General features: G+C 70.7%; 18 protein-coding genes. 6 read left to right on the top strand and 12 right to left on the bottom strand.

The annotated features are described in order from the left end of the window. Window positions 1–32 precede the first annotated feature (32 nt). Entirely contained in the window at window positions 33–548 is a 516-nt protein-coding gene (locus ACFU9P_RS15485) for a hypothetical protein (RefSeq protein WP_384080684.1), read from the top strand. A gap of 66 nt (window positions 549–614) precedes the next feature. On the opposite strand, the gene ACFU9P_RS15480 is transcribed toward ACFU9P_RS15485, so the two are convergent. Further along, window positions 615–1184 carry a TetR/AcrR family transcriptional regulator gene (locus tag ACFU9P_RS15480; protein ID WP_384080681.1) on the bottom strand — a complete coding sequence of 190 codons (570 nt, stop codon included), beginning with the start codon at window positions 1182–1184 and terminating at the stop codon, window positions 615–617. Window positions 1185–1320: 136 nt separating this feature from the next. Between ACFU9P_RS15480 and ACFU9P_RS15475 the strand changes: the two genes are divergently transcribed. Further along, window positions 1321–3000 carry an MFS transporter gene (locus ACFU9P_RS15475; protein WP_384080678.1) on the top strand — a complete coding sequence of 560 codons (1680 nt, stop codon included), beginning with the start codon at window positions 1321–1323 and terminating at the stop codon, window positions 2998–3000. Between the two features lie 107 nt (window positions 3001–3107). Here ACFU9P_RS15475 and serA read toward each other — a convergent pair whose 3' ends face one another. The 6 genes from serA to ACFU9P_RS15445 form a co-directional block, all read right to left on the bottom strand. Next, entirely contained in the window at window positions 3108–4700 is a 1593-nt protein-coding gene (serA, locus tag ACFU9P_RS15470) for a phosphoglycerate dehydrogenase (protein WP_046494390.1), read from the bottom strand. A 282-nt stretch (window positions 4701–4982) separates the two neighbouring features. Next, window positions 4983–6077 carry a ketol-acid reductoisomerase gene (gene ilvC / locus ACFU9P_RS15465; RefSeq protein ID WP_376371518.1) on the bottom strand — a complete coding sequence of 365 codons (1095 nt, stop codon included), beginning with the start codon at window positions 6075–6077 and terminating at the stop codon, window positions 4983–4985. A gap of 37 nt (window positions 6078–6114) precedes the next feature. Next, window positions 6115–6639, bottom strand: coding sequence for an acetolactate synthase small subunit (ilvN, locus tag ACFU9P_RS15460; RefSeq protein ID WP_066945691.1), 525 nt, complete (start codon window positions 6637–6639; stop codon window positions 6115–6117). Between the two features lie 68 nt (window positions 6640–6707). Next, window positions 6708–8564, bottom strand: a complete 1857-nt coding sequence (locus ACFU9P_RS15455) for an acetolactate synthase large subunit (protein ID WP_376372031.1) — start codon at window positions 8562–8564, stop codon at window positions 6708–6710. A 241-nt stretch (window positions 8565–8805) separates the two neighbouring features. Then, entirely contained in the window at window positions 8806–11760 is a 2955-nt protein-coding gene (locus ACFU9P_RS15450; RefSeq protein WP_384080673.1) for a putative bifunctional diguanylate cyclase/phosphodiesterase, read from the bottom strand. Between the two features lie 246 nt (window positions 11761–12006). After that, window positions 12007–12945, bottom strand: coding sequence for a 2-hydroxyacid dehydrogenase (locus ACFU9P_RS15445; protein WP_384080669.1), 939 nt, complete (start codon window positions 12943–12945; stop codon window positions 12007–12009). A gap of 71 nt (window positions 12946–13016) precedes the next feature. Between ACFU9P_RS15445 and ACFU9P_RS15440 the strand changes: the two genes are divergently transcribed. The 3 genes from ACFU9P_RS15440 (at window position 13017) to ACFU9P_RS15430 (ending at window position 15577) form a co-directional block, all read left to right on the top strand. Further along, window positions 13017–14012, top strand: coding sequence for an aldo/keto reductase (locus ACFU9P_RS15440; protein ID WP_384080666.1), 996 nt, complete (start codon window positions 13017–13019; stop codon window positions 14010–14012). A 173-nt stretch (window positions 14013–14185) separates the two neighbouring features. Then, window positions 14186–15346 (top strand): PQQ-dependent sugar dehydrogenase, encoded by a 1161-nt coding sequence (locus tag ACFU9P_RS15435; RefSeq protein WP_384080664.1) that lies wholly within the window; start codon window positions 14186–14188, stop codon window positions 15344–15346. Window positions 15347–15382: 36 nt separating this feature from the next. Then, complete coding sequence (locus ACFU9P_RS15430; RefSeq protein WP_376372033.1) at window positions 15383–15577, top strand: DUF6191 domain-containing protein; 195 nt, start codon at window positions 15383–15385, stop codon at window positions 15575–15577. A 39-nt stretch (window positions 15578–15616) separates the two neighbouring features. Here the strand turns inward: ACFU9P_RS15430 and ACFU9P_RS15425 are convergent, their stop codons facing one another. The 5 genes from ACFU9P_RS15425 to ACFU9P_RS15405 all read right to left on the bottom strand — a co-directional run bounded on the left by ACFU9P_RS15425 (window position 15617) and on the right by ACFU9P_RS15405 (window position 22885). Beyond that, window positions 15617–18694, bottom strand: coding sequence for an AAA family ATPase (locus ACFU9P_RS15425; protein WP_384081026.1), 3078 nt, complete (start codon window positions 18692–18694; stop codon window positions 15617–15619). A gap of 187 nt (window positions 18695–18881) precedes the next feature. Further along, window positions 18882–19088, bottom strand: a complete 207-nt coding sequence (locus tag ACFU9P_RS15420) for a hypothetical protein (RefSeq protein ID WP_384080662.1) — start codon at window positions 19086–19088, stop codon at window positions 18882–18884. Window positions 19089–19249: 161 nt separating this feature from the next. Further along, a complete protein-coding gene (locus ACFU9P_RS15415; RefSeq protein WP_384080659.1) occupies window positions 19250–19882 on the bottom strand; it encodes a hypothetical protein in 633 nt (210 codons plus the stop codon). Between the two features lie 177 nt (window positions 19883–20059). Then, complete coding sequence (locus ACFU9P_RS15410; RefSeq protein WP_384080656.1) at window positions 20060–20620, bottom strand: GNAT family N-acetyltransferase; 561 nt, start codon at window positions 20618–20620, stop codon at window positions 20060–20062. 87 nt (window positions 20621–20707) lie between these two features. Continuing rightward, window positions 20708–22885: a phosphocholine-specific phospholipase C gene (locus tag ACFU9P_RS15405; RefSeq protein ID WP_384080653.1), complete on the bottom strand. Its 2178-nt coding sequence runs from the start codon at window positions 22883–22885 to the stop codon at window positions 20708–20710. Window positions 22886–23066: 181 nt separating this feature from the next. On the opposite strand from ACFU9P_RS15405, the gene ACFU9P_RS15400 reads away from it, so the two are divergent. Next, entirely contained in the window at window positions 23067–23915 is an 849-nt protein-coding gene (locus ACFU9P_RS15400) for an oxidoreductase (RefSeq protein ID WP_384080650.1), read from the top strand. Window positions 23916–23917: the final 2 nt, after the last annotated feature.

Here is a 23917-nt window from a genome sequence, read left to right as displayed (position 1 = left end):
CGGCCGGAGGGCCGTTCAGGGAGGGGACACATATGAACGACGCGACGGCGGGGGACAGATCATGGTCGCTGACCGACGAGGAGGGCGGGGTGCTGTCGGCCCGCTGGTGGAAGTGGGCGCTGTCGGCTCCTAGGAGGCGCAGCCCGGTCCTGGACCGGACCGGCGAGCACGCCGGCTGGAAGCAGCCGAAAGATCTCTGGTTCCTCGCCGGGACCTACGGCGGCCGGGTGGAGCGCCGGTGTGAGGTGCCCACCGACCGGCCGGTCTTCTTCCCCGTTCTCAACGTCCAGTATCTCCGGCAGACTTCGCGGAAGCCGCTGACTTTGGCGGTCGCGCGGGCCGAGGCGTATCTCAACGGCGCCCCGCTCCCCCTGCGGGAGTTCACCGCCAAGCCGTTCTGGGCGGCACTGACCCCTCGCGACGGGTGGGGTATCTGGGCGGGCATCGCGCCCCTGGCTCCGGGCCAGTACGTCCTGGAGATCAAGGCGAGCACAGTGGAAGGCTTCTGGGTCGACACGACGTACCACCTGAGCGCCACGGACCGCTGAGGCCCGTCAGCCACCTCGTCCCGTACGGCCGCCGGGGAACAGCCGTCGCCCGGCGGCCGGCCGTGGTCAGCCGTCACCCATGATCGCCCGCAGACCGTCCGTCAGGTCCTGTGCGCTGGGGGCCGTTTCCGGGTCGATCAGGCACTGGGCCATGACGCCCACCAGCATCGCGTGGTAGACGATGCCGACCACCCGGGTCTTCTCCGGGTCGTCCTTGACGTCCGCGCCCTGGAAGCTCTCCGCGAGACCGGTGCGGCCCTCGATCTGGGCGCCGGCCAGGGCCGCCTTCAGTTCGGGTTCCTGGTCGAGACGGGAAATGATCTCGAACTGGAGCCTCCACAGCGGTCTGCTCGCCTCGAACGTACCGACGATCCGCTCCCACAGCTCACGGAAGCGTTCCAGCGGTTCGTCGGGCAGGGGCTCCCCCGCCCGTTCCTGGTCGATCGAGTCGCCCCAGTCCTCCGTCACCGCGAGAACGGCCTGGTTGAGCAGGGCCTCCTTCGAACCGTAGTGGTAGCCGATGGAGGCCAGATTGGTGCCGGACGCGGCCACGATGTCCCGGGCCGTGGTCCTGGCGTACCCCTTCTCCAGCAGGCAGCGCTTGGCGCCTTCGAGCAGATCCTCACGGTGTCCCATGAGCGGCAGCCTAGCGCGCGTGCATACGCCCGTCACAGACGAACGTCCCACACAGGCGTCACACACAGATGTCCCACACAGGCGTACTACACATTCGTACTAGACAAGCGTTTATGACGTCCGTACAGTCCTGTCCATGACGCATCCCACGCCCAGCTCCGCCCCCACGCCCGCCGCAGCCCCGCGCGTCGGCCGCCGCGAATGGACCGCGTTCGTCGTCCTCCTCCTGCCGCTCCTCCTCGTCTCGATGGATGTCTCCGTCCTCTACTTCGCGATCCCGGCCATCAGCAGGGAGCTGGACCCGAGCAGCACCCAGCAGTTGTGGATCTTCGACATCTACGCCTTCGCCCTGGCCGGGCTGCTGATCACCATGGGCTCGCTCGGCGACCGCATCGGCCGCCGGAGGCTGCTGCTCATCGGCGCCGCCGCCTTCGGTATCGCCTCGGTCGGCGCGGCATACGCGCAGAGCGCCGAGATGCTCATCGCCGCACGGGCGCTGCTCGGGATCGGCGGGGCCACCCTGATGCCGTCGACGATGGCGCTGGTGCGCAACATGTTCCGCGACGACACGCAACGCACCCGCGCGATCGGAATCTGGTCGGGCGCCATGGCCGGCGGGATCGCGCTCGGCTCGGTGCTGGGCGGGTTCCTGCTGGAGCACTTCTGGTGGGGCTCGGTCTTTCTGATCAATGTGCCCGCGATGGCGCTGCTGCTGGTCCTGGCACCGCTGCTGGTACCGGAGTTCAAGGATCCGGCGCCCGGCCGGTACGACCTGCTGAGCGTGCCCCTGTCCATGGGGGCCGTCCTGCCGCTGGTGTACGGGCTGAAGCAGATCGCCGCCGACGGCCTCACCACGGCGGGGGTGCTGTGCGTGGCGGCGGGGTTCGTGGTGGGGGCGCTGTTCGTACGGCGTCAGCGCGGCCGGGACGACGCGATGATCAGCCGCGCGCTGTTCCGAAGCGGGGCCGAGGACGGGGACGGAGACGAGGGCGGAGGCAAGGGCCTGGGCCGAGGAATGAACCGGGGCCGGGGAAAGACACAAGGGAGAGGCCGGGGCGGGGTCTTCGGCTACGGGATCGTCCTCAACACCCTCGCCACCTTCGCCATGATGGGCTCTGCCTACTTCACCACCCAGTACCTCCAGTCCGTCCTCGGCATGGACTCCCTGGAGGCCGCGCTGTGGAGCCTGGCCCCTTCGCTCGTCGTCGGCGCCGCCGCACCGGCCGGCGCCGCGATCGCCGTGAAGGCCGGCCGGACGCAGGTCATCGCGGCCGGATTCCTCATCGGCGCGGCCGGGTTCGCCCTCATCGCGCTGGCCGGTACGGACTCGCTCCGGCTCGTCCTGAGCGGCGCCGAGCTCCTGGGCTGTGGCATCGTCGTCGTGATGACACTGGTCTCGGACATGGCGCTGACCGCCGCGCCCGCGGAGAAGGCCGGTTCGGCCGCCTCACTGCTGGAGACTGGCCAGGAGTTCGGCGGCGCGCTGGGCATGGCGGTCCTGGGCAGCCTCGGTACGGCGGTCTACCGGCAGGACCTCGCGGACTCCACCCCCGCCGGACTGTCGGCCGACGCGCTGGAGACCGTACGGGAGACGCTGGGCGGGGCCACGGTGGTGGCGGCCCAACTGCCGGGAAAAGCAGGGGAATCGGTGCTCGAACTGGCCCGCGAAGCCTTTGTGCACGGGATGCGGATCGCCTCGGCCGGCGGGGCACTGCTGCTGATCGCCGCCGCCGTACTGGCCGCCACCCTGCTCCGTACGGCCGTCCCGAGCGCCACAGCGCAAGCGGAAGCGCCAGAACCGACGCCAACACACTGACCGCACGGCACTCGCTGACCGCACAGCACCCGGAAAACACGAAGGGCCCGGCAAATACCGGGCCCTTCCCCCTTCAACCCCTCAACTCAGCCCCGCGACAGACCCGCTCAGTCCGCCAGATTCACCGAGCGCGCCGAAGCCGCCCCGATCTCCTGCGCGATCTCCGCGAGCACAGCCGGCGGTACGGTGTCGTCGACCGTCAGCACGACCAGCGCCTCGCCGCCCTCCTCGGCCCGCGAGACCTGCATCCCCGCGATGTTCTGCCCGGCCTCGCCCAGGATCCGGCCGACCGTGCCGACCACCCCGGGGCGGTCCTCGTACCGCATCACGATCATGTGGTCCGCCAGCGCCAGATCGATGTCGTACTCCCCGATCGCGACGATCTTCTGGAGGTGCTTGGGGCCCGCCAGCGTGCCGGAGACCGAGACCTCCTCGCCGTCCGCGAGCGTGCCGCGCACCGTGACCACATTGCGGTGGTTGGGCGACTCGCTCGACGTGGTGAGCCGCACCTCCACACCGCGCTCCTGCGCGAACAGCGGCGCGTTCACATACGACACCGTCTCGGCGACGACATCCTCGAACACGCCCTTCAGCGCGGACAGTTCGAGCACCTTCACATCGTGCTGGGTGATCTCGCCGTACACCTCGACATCGAGCCGTACCGCGACCTCGCCCGCCAGCGCGGTGAAGATACGGCCCAGCTTCTCGGCGAGCGGCAGCCCCGGGCGTACGTCCTCGGCGATGACGCCTCCCTGCACATTCACCGCGTCCGGCACCAGCTCGCCGGCGAGCGCGAGCCGTACGGACCTGGCGACCGCGATACCCGCCTTCTCCTGCGCCTCGTCGGTGGACGCGCCGAGGTGCGGGGTGCAGACGACCTGGTCGAACTGGAAGAGCGGGGAGTCCGTGCAGGGCTCCTTCGCGTACACATCAAGACCGGCGCCCGCGACGCGGCCCTCCTTGAGGGCGGAGGCCAGCGCCTCCTCGTCCACGATCCCGCCGCGCGCGGCGTTCACGATCCGTACCGTCGGCTTGACCTTGTGCAGCGCCTCGTCGCCGATCAGACCCAGAGTCTCGGGGGTCTTCGGCAGATGGACGGTGATGAAGTCCGACACTTCGAGCAGTTCGTCGAGCGTCAGCAGCTTGACACCCATCTGGGCGGCGCGGGCGGGCTGCACATAGGGGTCGTACGCGACGATCTTCATACCGAAGGCGGACATGCGCTGGGCGACCAGCACGCCGATCCGGCCCAGACCGACCACACCGAGGGTCTTCTCGCTCAGCTCGACGCCCGTGTACTTGGAGCGCTTCCACTCGCCGTTCTTCAGGGCGGAGTTGGCCTGCGGGATATTGCGGGCGGTGGCGACCAGCAGACCGCAGGCCAGCTCGGCGGCGGTGACGATATTGGACGTCGGCGCGTTCACCACCATCACGCCGGCCTTGGTGGCGGCGGCGACATCCACATTGTCCAGGCCGACCCCGGCCCGGGCGACGACCTTGAGCTTCGCGGCCGCGGCCACCGCCTCGGCGTCGACCTTGGTCGCGGAACGGACCAGAATGGCGTCCACATCGGCGATGGCGGGCAGCAGCTCCGCACGGTCGGCGCCATTGCAGTGCCGGATCTCGAAGTCCGGACCGAGCGCGTCGACGGTGGCGGGCGAAAGCTCTTCGGCGATGAGTACGACAGGTTTCGAGCTCACGTGAGTCCTCACAAGTCCCATTGCGGACGGCCGTCCCGACGGCCGCAGGCGGTGGAGGGGTCCTAGGGCACGCCCGGTCGGCATGACGGACAGGTCCTAGCCGCGTGGAAGACGCACGACATTGTGGGCCTGACGCGTATGTGCTGTGCAGTGTAGTGCTGTCACGGGGCGCGTGATCCTCCCGAGCAGCAGGATCACTCATACGTGCGTACGGGGCGGCCCCGGCCGTCGGCCGGTCTTCCGGAAGGAGGACCGAAGACGACCGGAACCGCCCCGTGAATGTCACGCGTCGTCGTTGTCGACCCAGCTCATCAGCTTGCGCAGCTCGGCGCCGGTGGTCGCCAGCAGGCTGTCGCTGTCGGCCTTCTTGTACTCGTTGTACTTCTTCAGACCGCCGTGGTACTCGTCCATCCAGTTCTGGGCGAACGAGCCGTCCTGGATCTCGGCCAGGATCTTCTTCATCTCGGCCTTGGTCTGGTCGTTGATGATCCGCGGGCCGCTGACGTAGTCGCCCCACTCGGCGGTCTCGGAGACCGACCAGCGCATCTTCTCCAGGCCGCCCTCGTACATCAGGTCCACGATCAGCTTCAGCTCGTGGAGGCACTCGAAGTACGCGATCTCCGGCTGGTAGCCGGCCTCGGTCAGCGTCTCGAAGCCAGCCTTGACCAGCGCGGCCGTACCGCCGCAGAGCACGGCCTGCTCACCGAACAGGTCGGTCTCGGTCTCCTCCTTGAAGGTTGTCTTGATAACGCCAGCGCGGGTGCCGCCGATGGCCTTCGCGTACGAGAGGGCCAGCGCGAAGGCGCCGCCGGAGGGGTCCTGCTCGACGGCCGCGATACACGGAACGCCGCGGCCCTCCTCGTACTGGCGGCGGACCAGGTGGCCGGGGCCCTTGGGCGCGACCATCGCGACATCGACATGCGCCGGGGGCTTGATGAAGCCGTAGCGGATGTTCAGGCCGTGGCCGAAGAAGATGGCGTCGCCGTCGTCGAGGTTGTCCTTGATGGACTTCTCGTACACCTCGGCCTGGATCGGGTCCGGCACCAGGATCATGATCACGTCGGCCTCGGCGGCGGCCTCGGCGGGCGTCACCACGCGCAGGCCCTGCTCCTCGGCCTTGGCCTTGGACTTCGAGCCCTCGTGCAGGCCGACCCGGACGTCGACACCCGAGTCACGGAGCGACAGCGCGTGGGCGTGGCCCTGGCTGCCGTAACCGATGACCGCGACCTTGCGGTTCTGGATGATGGACAGGTCGGCATCGTCGTCGTAGAACAGCTCGGCCACTGGGTCTTCTCCTTGGTGTGCACTTCTGTGAATTCGCAGCTTGCGTCCCACCGTACGGCGGGGCGGGCGGGGGCGGGTGTCCGGTCTCGCCATACGGTCCCGGCTCCCCGGTCAGGGGCGGCAGGGCGGTCTACGCGCTGCGGTCGAGCGCGCGCAGGCTGCGGTCCGTGATGGACCGCGCGCCACGCCCTATGGCGATCGTCCCGGACTGCACCAGCTCCTTGATGCCGAACTGCTCCAGCATCTTGAGCATGGCGTCGAGCTTGTCACTCGATCCGGTGGCCTCGATCGTGACGGCCTCGGGCGAGACATCCACGGTCTTGGCGCGGAAGAGCTGGACGATCTCGACGATCTGGGAGCGGGTCTCGTTGTCGGCGCGGACCTTCACCAGGACGAGCTCGCGCTGGATCGCGGCGCCGGGCTCGAGTTCGACGATCTTCAGGACGTTCACCAGCTTGTTGAGCTGCTTCGTCACCTGCTCCAGGGGCAGTTCCTCGACATTGACCACGATGGTGATGCGGGAGATGTCGGGGTGTTCGGTGACTCCGACGGCGAGGGAGTCGATGTTGAAGCCGCGGCGGGAGAACAGGGCGGCGATCCTGGCGAGGATGCCGGGGGTGTTCTCCACCAGGACGGAGAGCGTGTGCCTGGTCATGTGTGGGTCTCTTCTCTCGGGCTCTCGTTTTCTCGGGCTCGCGGGTTCCGGGGCTCGCGTGCCGCGGCTCAGTCGTCGGCGCTGTCGCCGAAGTCGGGGCGGACGCCCAGGGCCGCCATGACCTCGTCGTTCGAGGTCCCAGCGGCGACCATCGGCCACACCTGGGCGTCCTCGTGGACGATGAAGTCGACCACGACGGGCCGGTCGTTGATCGCGTTCGCCTTGGCGATCACCGCGTCCAGCTCGGCGGGCGACTCGCAGCGCATCGCGACACACCCCATGGCCTCGGAGAGCTTCACGAAGTCGGGGACGCGGGTGCCGCCGCTGGGGCCGCCGTTCGTGTCCTCGCCCGAGTGGAGCACCGTGTTCGAGTAGCGCTGGTTGTAGAAGAGGGTCTGCCACTGGCGGACCATGCCCAGCGCGCCGTTGTTGATGATCGCGACCTTGATCGGGATGTTGTTGACCGCGCAGGTGGTCAGTTCCTGGTTGGTCATCTGGAAGCAGCCGTCGCCGTCGATCGCCCAGACGGTACGGTCCGGCTGTCCGGCCTTGGCGCCCATGGCGGCCGGGACGGCGTACCCCATGGTCCCGGCGCCGCCCGAGTTCAGCCAGGTGGCGGGCTTCTCGTACTGGATGAAGTGCGCGGCCCACATCTGGTGCTGGCCGACGCCCGCGGCGTAGATGGTGTCCGGCGGGGCGAGCCGGCCGATGCGCTCGATGACCTGCTGCGGGGAGAGGCTGCCGTCCTCGGGCTGGTCGTAGCCGAGGGGGTAGGTCTCGCGCCAGCGGTTGAGGTCGGTCCACCAGGCGCTGTAGTCGCCGACGTTGCCCGCGGTGTGCTCGGCCTGGACGGCCTGCACCAGATCGGCGAGGACCTCCCGGGCGTCCCCGACGATCGGCACATCGGCGGCGCGGTTCTTGCCGATCTCGGCCGGGTCGATATCGGCGTGGACGATCTTGGCGTACGGCGCGAAGCTGTCGAGCCTGCCGGTGACCCGGTCGTCGAAGCGGGCGCCGAGGGCGATGATCAGGTCGGCCTTCTGGAGCGCGGTGACGGCGGTGACCGAGCCGTGCATACCGGGCATGCCCACATGCAGCGGGTGGCTGTCGGGGAAGGAGCCCAGCGCCATCAGGGTGGTGGTGACGGGGGCGCCGGTCAGCTCGGCGAGGACCTTCAGCTCGGCGGTCGCGCCGGCCTTGATGACACCGCCGCCGACATAGAGCACCGGCCGTTTGGCCTGGGTGATCAGCTTGGCGGCCTCGCGGATCTGCTTGGCGTGCGGCTTGGTCACCGGGCGGTAGCCGGGCAGGTCCTGGGTGGGCGGCCAGGAGAAGGTCGTACGGGCCTGGAGGGCGTCCTTGGCGATGTCGACGAGGACGGGTCCGGGGCGTCCGGTCGAGGCGATGTGGAAGGCCTCCGCGATGGTGCGCGGGATGTCCTCGGCCTTGGTGACCAGGAAGTTGTGCTTGGTGATCGGCATGGTGATGCCGCAGATGTCCGCCTCCTGGAAGGCGTCCGTACCGATGGCCTTGCTGGCGACCTGGCCGGTGATCGCGACCAGCGGCACGGAGTCCATGTGGGCGTCGGCGATCGGGGTGACGAGATTGGTGGCGCCGGGGCCGGAGGTGGCCATGCAGACCCCGACCCGGCCGGTGGCCTGGGCGTATCCGGTGGCCGCGTGGCCCGCGCCCTGCTCATGGCGGACAAGGACGTGCCGGACCCGGGTGGAGTCCATCATCGGGTCGTAGGCCGGCAGGATCGCGCCGCCGGGGATGCCGAATACCGTGTCGGCGCCCACTTCCTCAAGAGAACGGATCAGGGACTGCGCGCCCGTGACGTGCTCAACGTTGGAGGGCGTCGATCCGCCGTTACGGGCCCGCGGCTGCGGATGGTGGGCCCCGGTGGCCTGCTCGGTCATCGGCATTCTCTTCTCGAAGCTGAGGGTCATCGCGTGAGGGTTTCGCGAGGTTTGCGGTGTGCCGGTGCAACAAAAAACCCCTCGTGCCGTGAGGCAAGCGAGGGGAGCGCGTCGGTGCGGTCTGCAGAGCGGGTGAGGGGCTCTGCTTCAGCCGACGCGCTTTCCAAGTACGAGGATTCGGGTGCGCATGGCTCAGACCCTCCCTCCGGCGCGCCCCGGCTGTCAAGCGGGTGGGACGGGAGTCTCATTATTTGAGCGGATCGAGGGGTCGGGGGATCCGGTCGGAGACCTGCTGCCGGGTGTGCCGTACGGGCAGGGCGCTGCCAGTTAGGACGGGCAGCGCGCCACCGCTGGGGAGCTTGTACGGGCCCGCCCCCAGGGTGCGGCGGAGCCGGTACTCGTCGAGCGGTCCGGAGAAGGCCATGCCCTGCCCATGGGTGCATCCCATGGCGCGCAGGGCGAGCACCTGCTCGGGGACGTCGATGCCGTCCGCGACCGACTGCATGCCCAGGTCGCCGGCGATCCGCAGCAGCCCGGCGGTGATCTTGTGCAGCCGGGCGGACTCCACGACGCCCTCCACCAGTCCGCGGTCCAGTTTCAGTACGTCGAGGGGGAGCCTGCGCAGGGCGTTTATCGCCGCGTAGCCGCTGCCGAAGCCGTCGAGCGCGATCCGTACGCCGAGCCGGCGCAGCGCCACGAGGCGGCGCTCCAGCTCGTCCAGGGAGGCGCGCGGATCGGTGTCGGCCAGCTCGATCACCAGGGCTCCGGAAGGGAGCCGATGGCGGGTCAGCAGGGTCTCGATGGAGCCGAGCGGCATGGATCTGTCGAGCAGCCTGCGGGCCGGGAGCCGGACGGCCACCGGCACGGAGAGCCCGGCCCTGGTGCGGTCGGCGGCCTGGGCGACGGCCTCTTCGAGCAGCCAGCGGCTGAGTTCCGCGGTGCGGTCGTTGTCGTCGGCGACACGCAGGAACTCGGCGGGGGTGAACAGTATCCCCTGGGCCGACCGCCAGCGGGCCTGGGCGGCGACGAAGGAGACCCGGCCGCTGGCGAGATGCACCACCGGCTGGTGGACCAGGGCGAACTCGCCGTCGTGCAGAGCGGTGCGCAGCCGGGCGGCCAGCTCGGTCCTGCGGACCACATCGGCCTGCATCTGCGGCGCGTACAGCTCGACACGGTCCTTGCCGCCGGCCTTGGCGCGGTACATCGCGAGGTCGGCGTTGCGCATCAGATCGGTTGGGGTTATGCCCGGTTCGGCGAAGGCGACCCCGATGGAGGCGGCGACCCGGACATCGTTGCCGTCGATGCGGTACGGCTGGGAGAGCTTGAGGCGGAGCCGGTCGGCGATCTCATGGACCTGGTACTGGCGGGCGGTCCGGTCGGGGTCGCCGTCTCCGAGGACGATGGCCGCGAACTCGTCGCCGCCGAGCCGGGCCGCGGTGTCCCCGGCCCGTACCGACTCCTGGAGCCGGTGGGCGGCGAGGATCAGCAGCTCGTCCCCCGCCTGATGGCCCAGCCGGTCGTTGACGCCCTTGAAGCCGTCGAGGTCGATGAAGAGCACGGCGGTGCCCGCGTCGGTCGTACGGCGGCCGGCCAGGGCCTGGCGGACGCGCTCGGTGAACAGGGCGCGGTTGGGCAGGTCGGTGAGCGGGTCGTGCTCGGCGTTGTGCTGCAACTGGGCCTGGAGGCGCACCCGTTCGGTGACGTCCCGGCTGTTGAAGATCAGCCCGCCCTCGTGGCGGTTGACCGTGGACTCGACATTGAGCCAGTCGCCGACCCCGGACCTGAAGCGGCACTCGATCCGGGTCGTGGGCTCCTCCGAGGGCGGAGCGGCCAGGAACCGGCGCACTTCGTGCACGACCCTGCCCAGGTCGTCCGGGTGGATGATCGAGGCGAGTTCCGCGCCGACCAGGTCCTCGGCCTCGCGTCCGTACACCCCCGAGGCGGCGGGGCTGACATAGCGCAGTATCCCGGAGGGCGCGGCGATCATGATCACATCGCTGGAGCCCTGGACCAGGGAGCGGAAGTGGTTCTCCTTCTCGGCCAGTTCATGGGTGAGCGCGATGTTGTCGACGAGCATGATGCCCTGCCGTACGACCAGGGCGAGCACGACCGTACAGCCGGTGAGGACCACGACCCGGTCGACCTGGCGGCCCTCGATGACGTTGTACAGGATCCCCAGGGTGCAGACGGCCGCGGCGAGATACGGGGTGATCGCGGCCAGCGAGCCCGCGATCGGGTGGCCGGAGTGGCGGCTGCTGCGGCTCTGGCGGGGATGCGGCGCGTTCTCCGGGATCCTGCGCACCCCCCAGGGCGCGTAGGCGAGGAGCAGCGAGCCGGCGAACCAGCCGGCGTCCAGGAGCTGCCCCGAGCGGTAGGTCTCCCGCAGCAGCGGGGAGGTGAACAGGGCGTCGCACAGCACGGTCAGGGCGAGCGCGGCGATCGCGGTGTTCACCGCGGAGCGGCTGCCCGTGGCCCGGCGGAAGTGCAGCGCGAGGACCATGCTGACAAGCACGATGTCAAGCAGGGGGTACGCGAGGGAGAGCGCGGCCTGGGTGACGCTCTCGCCGTCCCTGACCTGGGTGGTACGCGCGAGGGCGAGGCTCCAGGAGAGGGTGAGCAGCGAGCCGCCGATCAGCCAGGAGTCCAGCGCCAGGCAGACCCAGCCGGCTCTGCTGACCGGGCGTTTGGCGAGGACGAGCAGGCCCACGATGGCGGGCGGCGCGAAGCAGAGGAAGAAGAGATCGGCGAGGGAGGGGCTGGGCACGGGCTCGTCGAGCACAACTTCGTACCACCCCCAGACCGCGTTCCCGCCGGAGGCCATCAGCGAGGAGAACGAGAACAGCAGCCAGGCGGGCCGGAACCGGCCGTCGCGCCCTCGTGCGTAGAAGAAGCAGGAGACGGCGGCGATCATGGCGGCGAGACTCAGCCCGAAATCGCCCATGAACAGGGCCAGTTTCTCCGAGCCCCAGCCGAGCGCGGCCCCGGCCGCGTACCCTCCGCAGATCAGGGCGAGGAGGAGCTGGGCGAGCAGCCCCGTACCGCTGCCGGGGACCGTCCGCCGGCCGATGACCACGCCCTCGGCGCTCACCGGATCGCCCCAGAAGTCGTCGCCGTCACCGCCGGCGGGACCGGGGCCGGCCGCTTCGCCGGGATGTCCGGAGGCCGCCGACGGCGTCCCTGCCGCGTCGGATCGCTGGTCCATCGGCCGTGCATCGCCCGTCGCCCCCCTCGGATTCTGATCGCTCCGCCGCGCCGTGCCAGGCGTGGCGCGGCCCCCAGATCGGGACGATACACCAGTCTCGTCACTCAGGGACATAGTTCTTCTACTCTCCGTGACGACCTGGTCTGTTGTCGGCCACGAGGGTGTCCGTACGGCTGCGAAGAGTGGCCGAAGACCGGTAGGGCCGGTTCCGGGGTCCTTCCGCTTACGGGGTCCTTGGGCGGGGGCTCATCCGGTGATGAGGACGGTGTTGAGCGGCTCGTCCCCGGCGGCGAACCGGGTGAGCTGCTCGGCCAGGAGACGCTTGGCACGCGGCAGGAAGGCCGAGGTGGATCCGCCGACATGGGGGCTGATGAGGACACCCGGAGCATGCCAGAGGGGATGGCCCGCGGGGAGGGGTTCCGGATCGGTGACGTCGAGGGCGGCCGTGATCCTTCCGCTCTCCACCTCCGCGAGCAGCGCCTTGGTGTCGACGACCGGCCCGCGCGCGACGTTCACCAGCAGCGCGCCGTCCTTCATCCGGGCCAGGAAACCGGCTCCGGCCAGGCCTTTTGTCCCCTCGGTGAGCGGGGTCGAGAGAATCACCACATCGGCTTCGGGGAGCAGCGCGGGCAGTTCGGTGAACGCGTGCACCGCCCCGCGCTCCGTAGTGCGTGCGGAGCGCGCGACGCGCGCCACCCGCGCGCACTCGAAGGGCGCGAGCCGGTCCTCGATGGCGGCGCCGATCGATCCGTACCCCACGATCAGTACGGATTTGTCGGCGAGCGCGGGATAGAAGCCGGAGCGCCACTCCTCGCGCTCCTGGCCCCGGACGAAGCCGGGGATCCCGCGCAGGGAGGCGAGGATCAGGGCGAGGGTGAGTTCCGAAGTGCTGGCCTCGTGAACGCCCTTGGCGTTGCAGAGGCGGACTCCGGCGGGCAGTGAGCCGAGGCCGGGGGCCACATGGTCGGTCCCGGCGGAGAGGGTCTGTACGACGCGTACGGAGGTCATCGCGGCGAGCGGCCGTATCGCGACTTCGGGGCCCTTCATGTACGGCACGACGTAGAAGACGCAGTCGGCCGGGTCGCCGGGGAAGTCCTGGGCGCCGTCCCAGAAGCGGTGGCTGAGCCCCGGTGGCAGCCCTTCGAATTCGTCGGCCGGAAACGGGATCCACACGTCTGAAGTCATGGTCAGGAGGCTATGCGAAGCGTGCGCGACGATGCGGTTAGCTTGAGGAGGGCACAGGGAGGGGTACGGCGTTGGAGCGCAGGACAATCGGTGCGGCGGCGCTGGAAGTGGGAGCCGTCGGGCTCGGCTGTATGCCGATGCACTGGGCGTACACCGGCTCGCAGCAGCGCGGCGACCGCTCGTTCCGTACGGTGCACGCGGCGCTGGACGCCGGTACGACCCTGCTCGACACGGCGGACATGTACGGTCCGTTCACCAATGAGCTGCTGCTGGGGCGGGTGCTGGGGCAGCGGCGCGCGGACGCCTTCGTCTCGACCAAGTGCGGGCTGCTGGTGGGCGATCAGCACATCGTCGCCAATGGCAGCCCCGGTTATGTGCGGCGGGCCTGCGACGCCTCGCTGCGCCGGCTCCAGACCGATGTGATCGATCTGTACCAGTTGCACCGCGCCGATCCCGAGATCCCGGTCGAGGAGACCTGGGGCGCGATGGCGGAGCTGGTGAGCGCCGGGAAGGTGCGGGCGCTGGGGCTGTGCGCGGTGGGTGCGCGCGCGTCCCGGCGCAGATCCGGCGCGCATCTGCACGAGGCGACGATCCGGCAGCTGGAGCGGGTGCAGCAGGTGTTTCCGGTGAGCGCGGTGGAGGCGGAGCTGTCGGTGTGGTCGCCGGAGGCGCTGGAGCGGCTGCTGCCGTGGTGCGAGGCGCGAGGCATCGGTTTTCTGGCGGCGATGCCGCTGGGCAATGGTTTCCTCACGGGCACGCTCACCCCCGGGCAGGGGTTCGAACCGGACGATCTGCGGGCCCGGCATCCCCGGTTCACGGCGGAGATGATGGCCGCGAACCAGCCGCTGGTGGCCGGGCTGCGGCGGACAGCGGAGCGGCACGGGGCGACTCCGGCGCAGGTGGCGCTGGCGTGGGTGCTGAGCCGGGGGCGGCATGTGGTGCCGCTGCCGGGGACGAAACGGGAGCGGTGGGCGGTGGAGAACGCGGGGGCGGCGGGGGTGGAGCTGACGGCGCGGGATCTGGCGGAGATCGCGGCGCTGCCGCCGGCGCGGGGGTCGTGGGACTGAGACCCGGGGGCCTTGTCACAGGCTTCCCGGCGGGCGGCGCGGTGCGCGGCGGATTGGCCGGATCCGCATGATCGGCCGGGCGCGGCCCGTCAGTTGGCCCCCCGGACGGCGCGCCGGGGTAAGAACGGCGGTGTAAGAACAGGGGTGACGCCGTCGTCGAAGGGATCGGAACCGTGCATCGTTCAGCGCTGACGGCCGTGGGGGCCGCCGCCGCTCTTCTTGTGGTCACCGGCTGCTCCTCCGACGGCGGTGGTGCCGTTCCTGTCCCGGGGCTGAGCACCGCGCCGAAACCGGCCGCCTCGCCCGGGGAAGGGGCGCCCAGCCCGTCGGCCGCGCCCGCGAAGGGCTCGGTCAGGGTGGTGTCGACCCTGGCCGAGGGGCTCAACTCGCCCTGGGGGCTGGCCGCCCTGCCCGACGGCGATCTGCTGGTCTCCTCGCGCGACGAGGGGACGATCACCCGGATCGACGTGGACAGCGGGAAGAAGACCCTTGTCTCGACGGTCCCCGGGGTCGCGGCGGCGGGCGAGGGCGGGCTGCTGGGGATCGCGCTCTCCCCCACGTACGCCTCGGACCATCTCGTGTACGCGTACTTCACCACCGAATCGGACAACCGCATCGCCCGCATGGTCTACGACGAGAAGAAGCCGTCCGGGCTGCAGATGGGCGCGCCGGACACCGTACTGCGCGGTATTCCGAAGGGGACCGTCCACAACGGCGGGCGGATCGCGTTCGGACCGGACAAGATGCTGTATGCGGGCACGGGCGAGACCGGTGACGCGGCGCTCGCCCAGGACCGGAAATCGCTGGCGGGCAAGATCCTCCGGATGACTCCGGACGGACAGCCCGTGCATGGGAATCCGGAGGCCGATTCGATTGTGTATTCCTACGGTCACCGCAATGTGGAGGGCCTGGCCTGGGACTCCGAGCGGCGGCTGTGGGCTTCGGAGTTCGGCGAGGACAAGTGGGACGAGCTGAATCTGATCGAGCCCGGGAAGAATTACGGCTGGCCCGAGGTCGAGGGGAAGTCGGACAGGCCCGGCCTGACGAATCCGGTCGCCGAGTGGCCGCCGAGTGAGGCGTCACCCAGCGGAATCGCCTATGCGCGGGGATCCATCTGGCTGGCGACGCTGCGCGGTGAGCGGCTGCTGCGGGTTCCCCTGGCGGGACGGGAATCCGCGGCGCCTTCCCAGGCGTTCCTGAAGGGAAAGTACGGCCGCCTGCGCACGGTGCTTTCGGTGGGCGGCGACAAGGTGTGGCTGGTGACGAACAATACGGACGGCCGGGGCACACCGAAGCCGGGGGACGACAGGATCCTCCTGCTGGAGGTCGCGTAGCGACACGGAGTCAGAGGTGAACCGTCTGTGTTCAATATGATCGAGGAGATCTTCGCCCCGGGCCGTAAGCACACCGATGACGAGAACAAGCGGCTGGAAGTCAGCCGGGTCGATGTCGATGACAACGACCCGGGCCGGGGCCCGATAGATCTGGCTTCCGGGAAGGTCACGATCAGGGTCCCGGTGGAATCCCCGGAAAAGCCGCAGGCCCCGGCGGAATCCGAAGACTGAGCCACCGGCCTGAGGACCGGCCTGAGGAATGCGGGCGCCTCAGGAATTCCTGGGCGCGTCCGCCAGGTCGGGGAAGAGGCGCAGGCGGTGCGAGAGCGCCGCCGCTTCCGTACGGCCCGAGACACCCAGCTTGGCCAGGATGTTGGACACATGGACGCTCGCGGTCTTGGGCGAGATGTACAGCTCGGTGGCGATCGCGCGGTTGCTGTGACCGGCCGCGACCAGACGGAGGACATCCTGCTCACGGGGCGTGAGGCCCAGTGAGCGGGCGGGGTCCTGCCCGGGGCCGGCGGCTGTGTCCGGCGCCTGGGCGGTGCCGGCGCCCTGACCTGCGGAGAGGCTGATACGGGCCCGGCCCGCGAGCAGCGCGAGGTCCTCGGCAAGAGGCCGCGCCCCGAGGCCCAGGGCCGTTTCATGGGCCTGTACGAGCAGCCGCGCCGCCTCCGCGCGGTCACCGTGCGCGTCCAGCAGGGCGGCGGCCAAGCGCCCGCGGGCCAGCGCCAGTTCATAGGGGCGCCCGGTCTCCTCGAAGGCCTTGACGACCCGCGCCCACGTCTCCGGAGCCGCGGTGCCCGCCGCGCGGGCCAGCTCGGCCTCCAGCATCACGCCGTACGCACGCCAGACCGGTACGAGCGTGGGCAGCCGCTTGCCGTGCGCGCGTATCGACGCGAGCACCGCGGGCCGGCCGGCGTCGGCACCCGGCAGGCCCCTGGCGTCCGCCTCCATGGCTGCCGCCGCGCACAGCAGCGGAAGCGCGTACCGCTGGGTGCCCGGCGGGAAGCCGCTTGCGCCATTCTCGGTTATCCGCTCCAGCTCGGCCCTGGCCTCGGCCAGGGCGCCCCGCGCGGCGGCGACACCGATCATCACCCGGGCCGGGGTGATGAAGTGCTGCGGCTGCCGGTCATGGGTCCCGATGAAACCGCGGCCCAGCTCCACCTGCCGCGCCGCCTCGTCGAGTTCGCCGCGGGTCAGGGCCAGCTCCGCGCGGCGTACGGCGACGATGCCGCGCGCCTTGCCGGAGTGGGCGAGCCCGGCCGCGATGTCCAGGACGGCGTCCGCCTCGGGCCAGCGGCCCAGGGCGTAGAGCGACTGGGCCTGATTGCCCCGGACCCAGGCCTCCGTGTCGGCAAGCCCGCGCTGATGGGTGACGGCTATGCCCCAGTCCGCCGCGGCCACCGCCTCCTCGGAGCGGCCCATGCTCTCCAGGGTGGAGGGCAGATTGATGCTGGCGCGGCCCAGGACCGCGACCGCGCCCAGCTCGTCGGCCCGGTCGCGCACCTCGTACATCTCGGCTATGCCCTCGTCCACTCCCCCGGCGTCGGCGGTGAGCCAGCCGCGGGTGAGCCGGGCGTGCAGCTCGGTGTGCCCGGCGCCGACCAGCCTGGCGTACTCGACGGCCCGGTTGGCGGCGACCAGGCTGTCGGGCCCCGGCCGGTGCAGCGCGCCCCACGCGGCCACACTGGCCAGAACCTCCGCGTGCACGGCAGAGGGCTGAAGGCCGCGTACGAGTTTCTCGGCGATGGCGAGTTCCGGCCAGCCGTCGCCGCGCGAGAGGTCCTGCATCAGCTTGGAGCGCTGGATCCAGAACCAGGCCGCGCGCAGCGGATCGCCCTCGCCGTCCTCCCCGTCCAGGGCGCGGAGGGCCTTCTTGGCTATCGCCAGGGCCCGTTCGCGCTCGCCACCGACCCGGGCGGCGACCGTCGCCTCCGCCATCAGGTCCAGATACGTGAGCGGATTGGACGGGGTGGCGGCGCAGAGCGGATAGACCTCGGTGTCGGCGTCGTCCGGTGGCCGCAGGGTGTTCCGTACGGCCTCGGGGGCGTCGTCCCACAGCTCCATCGCCCGCTCCAGCAGCCGCAGTTGCTCGGAGTAGGCATACCGCTCCCGCGCCTCGACGGAGGCCTTCAGGACGGCGGGGAGCGCCTTCGCCACATCGTGCGCGTGGTACCAGTGGCTGGCCAGCCGGGTGGCGCGCTCATCGGCCCGTACGAGCGAGGGCTGGGCCTCCAGCACCTCCGCGTACCGCCGGTTGAGCCGGGACCGCTCGCCGGGCAGCAGATCGTCGCTGACCGCCTCGCGGACGAGGGAGTGCCGGAAGCGGTAGCCGTCGCCGTCCGCGGTGGGCAGCAGGATGTTGGCGCCCACGGCTGCCCGCAGCGCCTCGATCAGGTCGTCCTCGGCGAGCCGGCCCACCGCCAGCAGCAGCGGGTACTCGACGGTGGTGCCGCCCTCGGCGACGATACGGGCGACCCGCTGAGCGTCCTCGGGCAGCGCCTCGACCCGTACGAGCAGCAGATCGCGCAGCGAGTCACTCAGCCCGGAGCCGCAGCCGAGGGAGCAGGCCAGCTCCTCCACGAAGAAGGCGTTGCCGTCGGAGCGTTCGAAGATGTCGTCCAGCAGGGCGGGGTCCGGTTCGGCGGCGAGGATGCCGGTGAGCTGGCGGAGCACCTCGGTCCGGGTGAACCGGGACAGCTCGATGCGCCGGACGGACCGCAGCCGGTCCAGCTCGGCGAGGAGCGGGCGCAGCGGATGGCGGCGGTGGATGTCGTCGGCGCGGTAGGTGGCGAGTACGACGAGCCTGCCGCGGCGCAGCGCGCGGAAGAGATACGCGAGGAGATGGCGGGTGGAGGCGTCCGCCCAGTGCAGATCCTCCAGGACGAGCACGACCGTACGATCGGCCGCCAGCCGCTCCAGCAGCCGCGCGGTCAGCTCGAACAGCCTGGCCGTGCCGTCCTCGCCGAGCGCGCCCCTGTCGGGCAGGCCCAGCTCGGGCAGGATCCTGGCCAGCTCGGCCTCCTGGCCCTCGGCGGCCGCCGCCAGTTCGTCGGGCAACTGGCGGCGCAGGGAGCGCAGCGCGGTGGAGAAGGGCGCGAACGGCAGCCCGTCCGCGCCGATCTCCACGCATCCGCCGACCGCGACGACCGCCTTCTCGGCGCATGCCACAGCGCACAGCTCCTCGACGAGCCGGGTCTTGCCGACCCCGGCCTCCCCCGCGATGAGCAGCGCCTGGGGCTCGCCCGCGGTGGCGCGGGCGAGCGCTTCGGTGAGCGCGGTCAGCTCGCCGGCCCTGCCGACGAACACCGGGCTGACGGACCTGGTCTCCACGGGCCAGAGCATCGCACAGGGGTCTGACAACGCGGCACTCGTTATCGGGGCGGCCGGGACGGCCGCGATCCCGGCGCCGGTGACCGGGGCGCTGGTGACCGAGGTGCCGACGACCGAGGTGCCAGCGACCGGAGCGCCGACGTCCGGAGCGCCGGTGGCCGAGGTGCCGGTGATCGCGACGGGTCTGGCTCGCATGGCGTCAGGCCGCGCGGACGAACCGGTCGCCGGGCCCGTCCTGTCGGCCCTCCGGGCCCTGGGCCGTGTCCTCGGCGGTCCGGCCGGCCCGTCGGCCGGCCTGTCGGCGGGCCTCTCGTCGGGCCGCACGGACCTCGCGTACGAGCCTCTCGCGCTCGGCACTGCGGATCAGCTCGGCGACCCGGATCTTCTGGAGTTCGTACTCGAACATCGGGTTCCCCCTGGTGCGAAGGTGTTTCTGATGTCTTGAAGACACCTCCACCTTGGACTCCCAGGGGGTACCGCCGCATCGGGAGAGTTCCGCATCTCAGCGGACCCCAGGACCTTAGAAAAGGGGCCGGGGAAGGTAAGCGGCCCTAAGGCCCTAAGGGTTTAGCCGGCCGGAGCAGCCGGAGCAGCCGGCAGGGCCGCGAAGAGATCGAAGTACATACCGACCGAGACCAGCAGTCCGAGGAAGCCGAGGATGGCTGCGGCCAGCGCGAAGGGGCGTACCCAGGCGACGCGCTGGGGCAGGACCAGCACGACCACTCCGATGAGCAGCGCCAGCAGCGCCACAACGCCGTTGACCGCGGCGGTGGCGTGCCAGGCGTCGCCGTAGATCTCGGAGATCTGCTGGTCCGCGGTGGCGGACTGGCCGATGGTGATCTGGCCTACGAGGGTCTCGCGCTCGGCGACGACCCGGCCGGTCCAGGTACCGGACAGGGCGATGATGCTCAGGCAGACCGCGACGACGGCCGCGGCGGCGGCACCGAGACCGGACGAGCGGTGCGCGGCGAGGTCGTCGTCGCCATCGTCCTCGCCATCGTCGAGATCGTCGTCGTCCAGGTCGTGGACGCCCTCGGCATCGGCGGACTCATCGGTGGCGTCGGCGGCCGGGGAATCGGCCTTCTTGAGCGACGGGGCCTCGGACTCCGACCTGGAGTCGGATATGACCTCGGTCGCCTCGGTGGTGGAGGCCTCGGCCGTCTCCGGCTCGGGGGTCTTGGTCTCGGGGGTGGGGTTCATACCGCGCACGCTAGGTGCCCCGTCTGAGAACTTCCTGAGAACGGCGGAACGTCCGTGAACAGCCTGGGTTCCACCGTTCCGTACCCGGAAGGCCTGTGCCCAAGCCCGGGCCCAAGCCCAAGCTCAGCGGGCCGGCCGTGCCCGGCGGGCAGGCACGGCCGGGCCCAGGCTGCGGGCTCAGCCCGCGTTCGGCTTCCGCTCGCGCCACTCCGGCGCCAGCACCGACCAGATCTCGGTGCTCTGCCGCACCCCGTCATAGGGATAGCCCTCGCGCAGCACGCCCTCCCGGGTCATCCCGAGCCGCTGCGCGACCCTGATGCTCGGGGTGTTCGCGGTCGACACCCGCCACTCGACCCGGTGTATCCCGCGCTCCTCGACCGCCCAGTCGATCAGCACCCGCGCGGCGCGCGTGACCAGCCCGCGCCCCGTCCCCGCGGGCTCCAGCCAGCAGCCGACCTCACAGTTGCCGCTTTCGGCGTCGAAGACCCGGAACAGCACCCCGCCGACCAGAGTGGAGTCCAGCCAGATCCCGTAGATCCGGCCGCTGTCGTCGGCCTGCTTCCTGGCGTACGACACGAGCACCGCCCGCGCCGAGTCGAGATCCGAGGCCGCCCGGGCGAGCGGGATGTGTTCGTCGACCAGGTCCCTGGCCCGGTCCATATGGGCCAGGAACTCCTCGGCCTGCCACGGCTCCAAGGGGCGCAGCTCCGCCCCGTCACCCAGCGGTATCGCGAACATCGGACTCCTTCTCCGTACGGTTCCTCACCGCACGAACCGTACAAAGCCGCCGCTCACCCCGGAACACCGCTCGCCCCGGAACACCGCTCACCCGGAGACGCTGGGACGCCCGTTCTCGATGTGGCCCATGAGCCGACGGCGGAAGCGCGCCGGGGTGTCCCCCGTGCCGGCGCCGTGCGCCGACGGTTCCGCGGTGACCTCGACGTCGTACCAGCCGTGCGCGTCGGCCGCCGAGTGCACCACATTGCGGCTGCGCCCCGGCTTGACCGTGATCCGCCGGGTCCAGCCGTGCAGATCGGCCTCGTCGACGTACCCCAGGGGCCGCACCGTGAAGGTGACCGGCAGGTCGCCGTTGTTGCGCAGGGTGAGATGGAGATCGCGGTCGTGGTGGTCGACGGACGAGGCGACCTCCGCGCCATGGCCGGTCACCGGGCCCGCGAACTCACGGCGGAAGCCGTTGGGCCCGGTGATCGTGAAGCGGTACCCGTCCCCCTTCACTCCGGTAAGGGGCACCCTCCATTGCGCCGTGCCCCTTACATCGCGGTGCTGCGGTATCTCGAACTCACCGGCGTACGGATAGAGCGCGAAGTGCGCACTGGCGCGCCCCGTGTTGCTGAGCGCGACCGTGAACGCCCGCCCGTCCGCGTCGAGATGACCGTACGCGTCGGTCTGGTACGGCAGCGGCCTGGCGGGGCGCGCGCCCGGCTCCTGTACGGGCATGGTCTGGTGGGCCGGCGGTACGGGCACCCAGCGGCCGGTGAACGGCGGGACGGCGCCCGGCTGTTCGACCTCGGGCTGGGTACGGCCGCGCTGGAAGTCGAACGCGGAGGTCAGATCGCCGGTGACATTGCGCCGCCACGCGGTGATGTTGGGCTCGTCCACGCCCGTCCACTTCTCCAGGAAGCGGATGACCGAGGTGTGGTCGAAGACCTGCGAGCAGACATAGCCGCCCACGGTCCAGGGCGAAACGACCAGCAGCGGCACCCGCACCCCGAGCCCGGTCGGCCGTCCCTGCCAGCGCTCGGCGGAGCCGGTGGGCCCCTCGGCGGGCGGCACGGGCGGCGGTACGTGGTCGAAGAAGCCGTCGTTCTCGTCGTAGTTGATCAGTACGACGGTATGCCGCCAGACCTCGGGATGGGCGCCGAGCGCGTCGAGCACCTTGTAGATCAGGGTGGCGCTGGCGATCGGCGACGAGGAGCCGGGGTGCTCGGAGTCGATCGCGGAGGGCACCAGATACGACACCTCGGGCAGCGTCCCGGCGGCCACATCGGCACGGAACCGGTCGGCCAGCGTGCCGCTCTCGACCCGGCGCAGCCCGCGCTCGAACAGCGACCGCTCGTGCTCGGTCAGCGTGGCGACGCCCTCCTCCAGCGCGTCGAGCAGCCTCGCGCGCTCGGCGGCGTCGTCGGTGTCGCGTACGGCGGCGTAGAACGCCTCCATGAAGGTGAAGCCGGCCGCCCCGGGCCGGCCGGGCAGTTCGCGGGCCTTGGCGAGCGCCTTGCGGGCGATGTCCTTGAAGGTGGTGAAGAACTCGATGTTGTTGTCGGTGAAGTTCTCCCACTCCGTGTACGTCTGCCAGGTGCGGCCCGCCCGCTCCAGCCGCTCGGCGTACGTCGGCCACGGGTAGCCGGGGTGGGTGTCCTCCTCGTACGCGTCGTTGTCCACGGCCCGGCGCCCGTCGGCCTCGTAGCCGGTCCAGCCGCTCCAGAGGTGGTTGCGGTTGGGGCTGGTCGAGGTGTGGACGGACGAGTGGTACGCGTCGCAGACCGTGAAGGTGTCCGCGAGTTCGTAGTGCAGCGGGATGTCGCGCCGGTCGTAATAGGCCATGGTGGCGGCGGTCTTGGCGGAGACCCAGCCGTCCATCCAGCCCTTGTTCCAGGCCTTGTACCCGCCGTCCCAGGAGTGGTCGAGGGCGCCGATGTACTGGAGGTCCTTGCGCTGCGCCTCGGCGGCGTCCCGTACCGGGAACGGCAGGACGGTGGTCAGCGGGCCCGGCTGCTCGAACACGGGCTTCCCGGAGGGCAGCTCCACCGCGTTGCGGTCCCCGAAGCCGCGGACTCCGCGCAGGGTGCCGAAGTAGTGGTCGAACGAGCGGTTCTCCTGCATCAGGATGACCACGTGCTTGACCGCCCGCAGCCCGCCGGGCGCGGGCTCCGCCGCGAGAGCGGTCTGCAGGGAGGGCGGCAGGACGGACCCGGCCGCCGCCGCGCCGAGGGCGCCTGTACCGAGGGTGAGCATTCTTCTCCGCGATATTTCCGCTGACATGCGACCGGACGGTAATGAGAGCGCATGGCAGCGGAGAGTCCCCGGGACGACTACGAGGTGAACGTCCCCGGGGGCCCGTACGGCGAGATCACCGGGGGCCCGGGCGGCCGGCCCGTAACGCGCGTGGTGGGCGTACGATGAAAGTAACCACCTAGTCAGTTACTTTTTCGGGAGGCCCCCCATGTCACAGGTCTGGTTCATCACCGGCAGTTCGCGCGGGCTGGGCCGCGCCATCGCCGAGGCCGCGCTCGCCGCCGGGCACCGCGTCGTGGCGACGGCGCGCAAGCCAGCCCAGCTCGACGATCTCGTCCGTACCTACGGCGATCAGGTACGCGCGGTAGCGCTCGATGTCACCGACGCGGAGGCGGCGCGCGACGCGGTCAGGGGCGCGGCCGAGACCTTCGGGCGGCTGGATGTCGTCGTCAACAACGCGGGGTACGGCGATATCGCCGCCGTCGAGGACGTCACCGACGCCGATTTCCGCGCCCAGATCGACACCAACTTCTACGGCGTCTACCACGTCACCAAGGCGGCCGTACCGATCCTGCGCGAGCAGGGGTCCGGGCATATCGTGCAGATCTCGTCGAGCGGGGGCCGGATGAGCACCCCCGGACTGGCCGCCTACCAGAGCGCCAAGTGGGCGGTGGCCGGCTTCTCCGAGGTGCTGTCGCGCGAACTGGCCCCACTGGGGGTACGGGTCACCGTCATCGAGCCGGGCGGTCTGCGCACCGACTGGGCCGGGTCGTCGATGACGATCCCGGAGATCAGCGAGCCGTACCGGGGGACCGTCGGCGCGATGGCGGAGATGGTGCGCGGTATGGACGGGCAGCAGGCCGGCGACCCGGCGAAGGCCGCGCGGGTCATCCTCGGCCTGCCGGAGATGGCCGAGCCGCCGGTGCATCTGCTGCTGGGCAGTGACGCGTACAACTACGTGACCGAGTCCGACCGGGCCCGTACCGAATCCGACGCCAAGTGGCGCGAGCTGACCGAGTCGATCGACTACGACGCCCCGAGCACGACGGCTTCCTGAGC

The organism is Streptomyces sp. NPDC057617 (assembly GCF_042800555.1).
GTDB lineage: Bacteria > Actinomycetota > Actinomycetes > Streptomycetales > Streptomycetaceae > Streptomyces.
The sequence above is the reverse complement of the archived record's forward strand: the minus strand, read 5'-3'. Positions and strand labels throughout refer to the sequence as shown.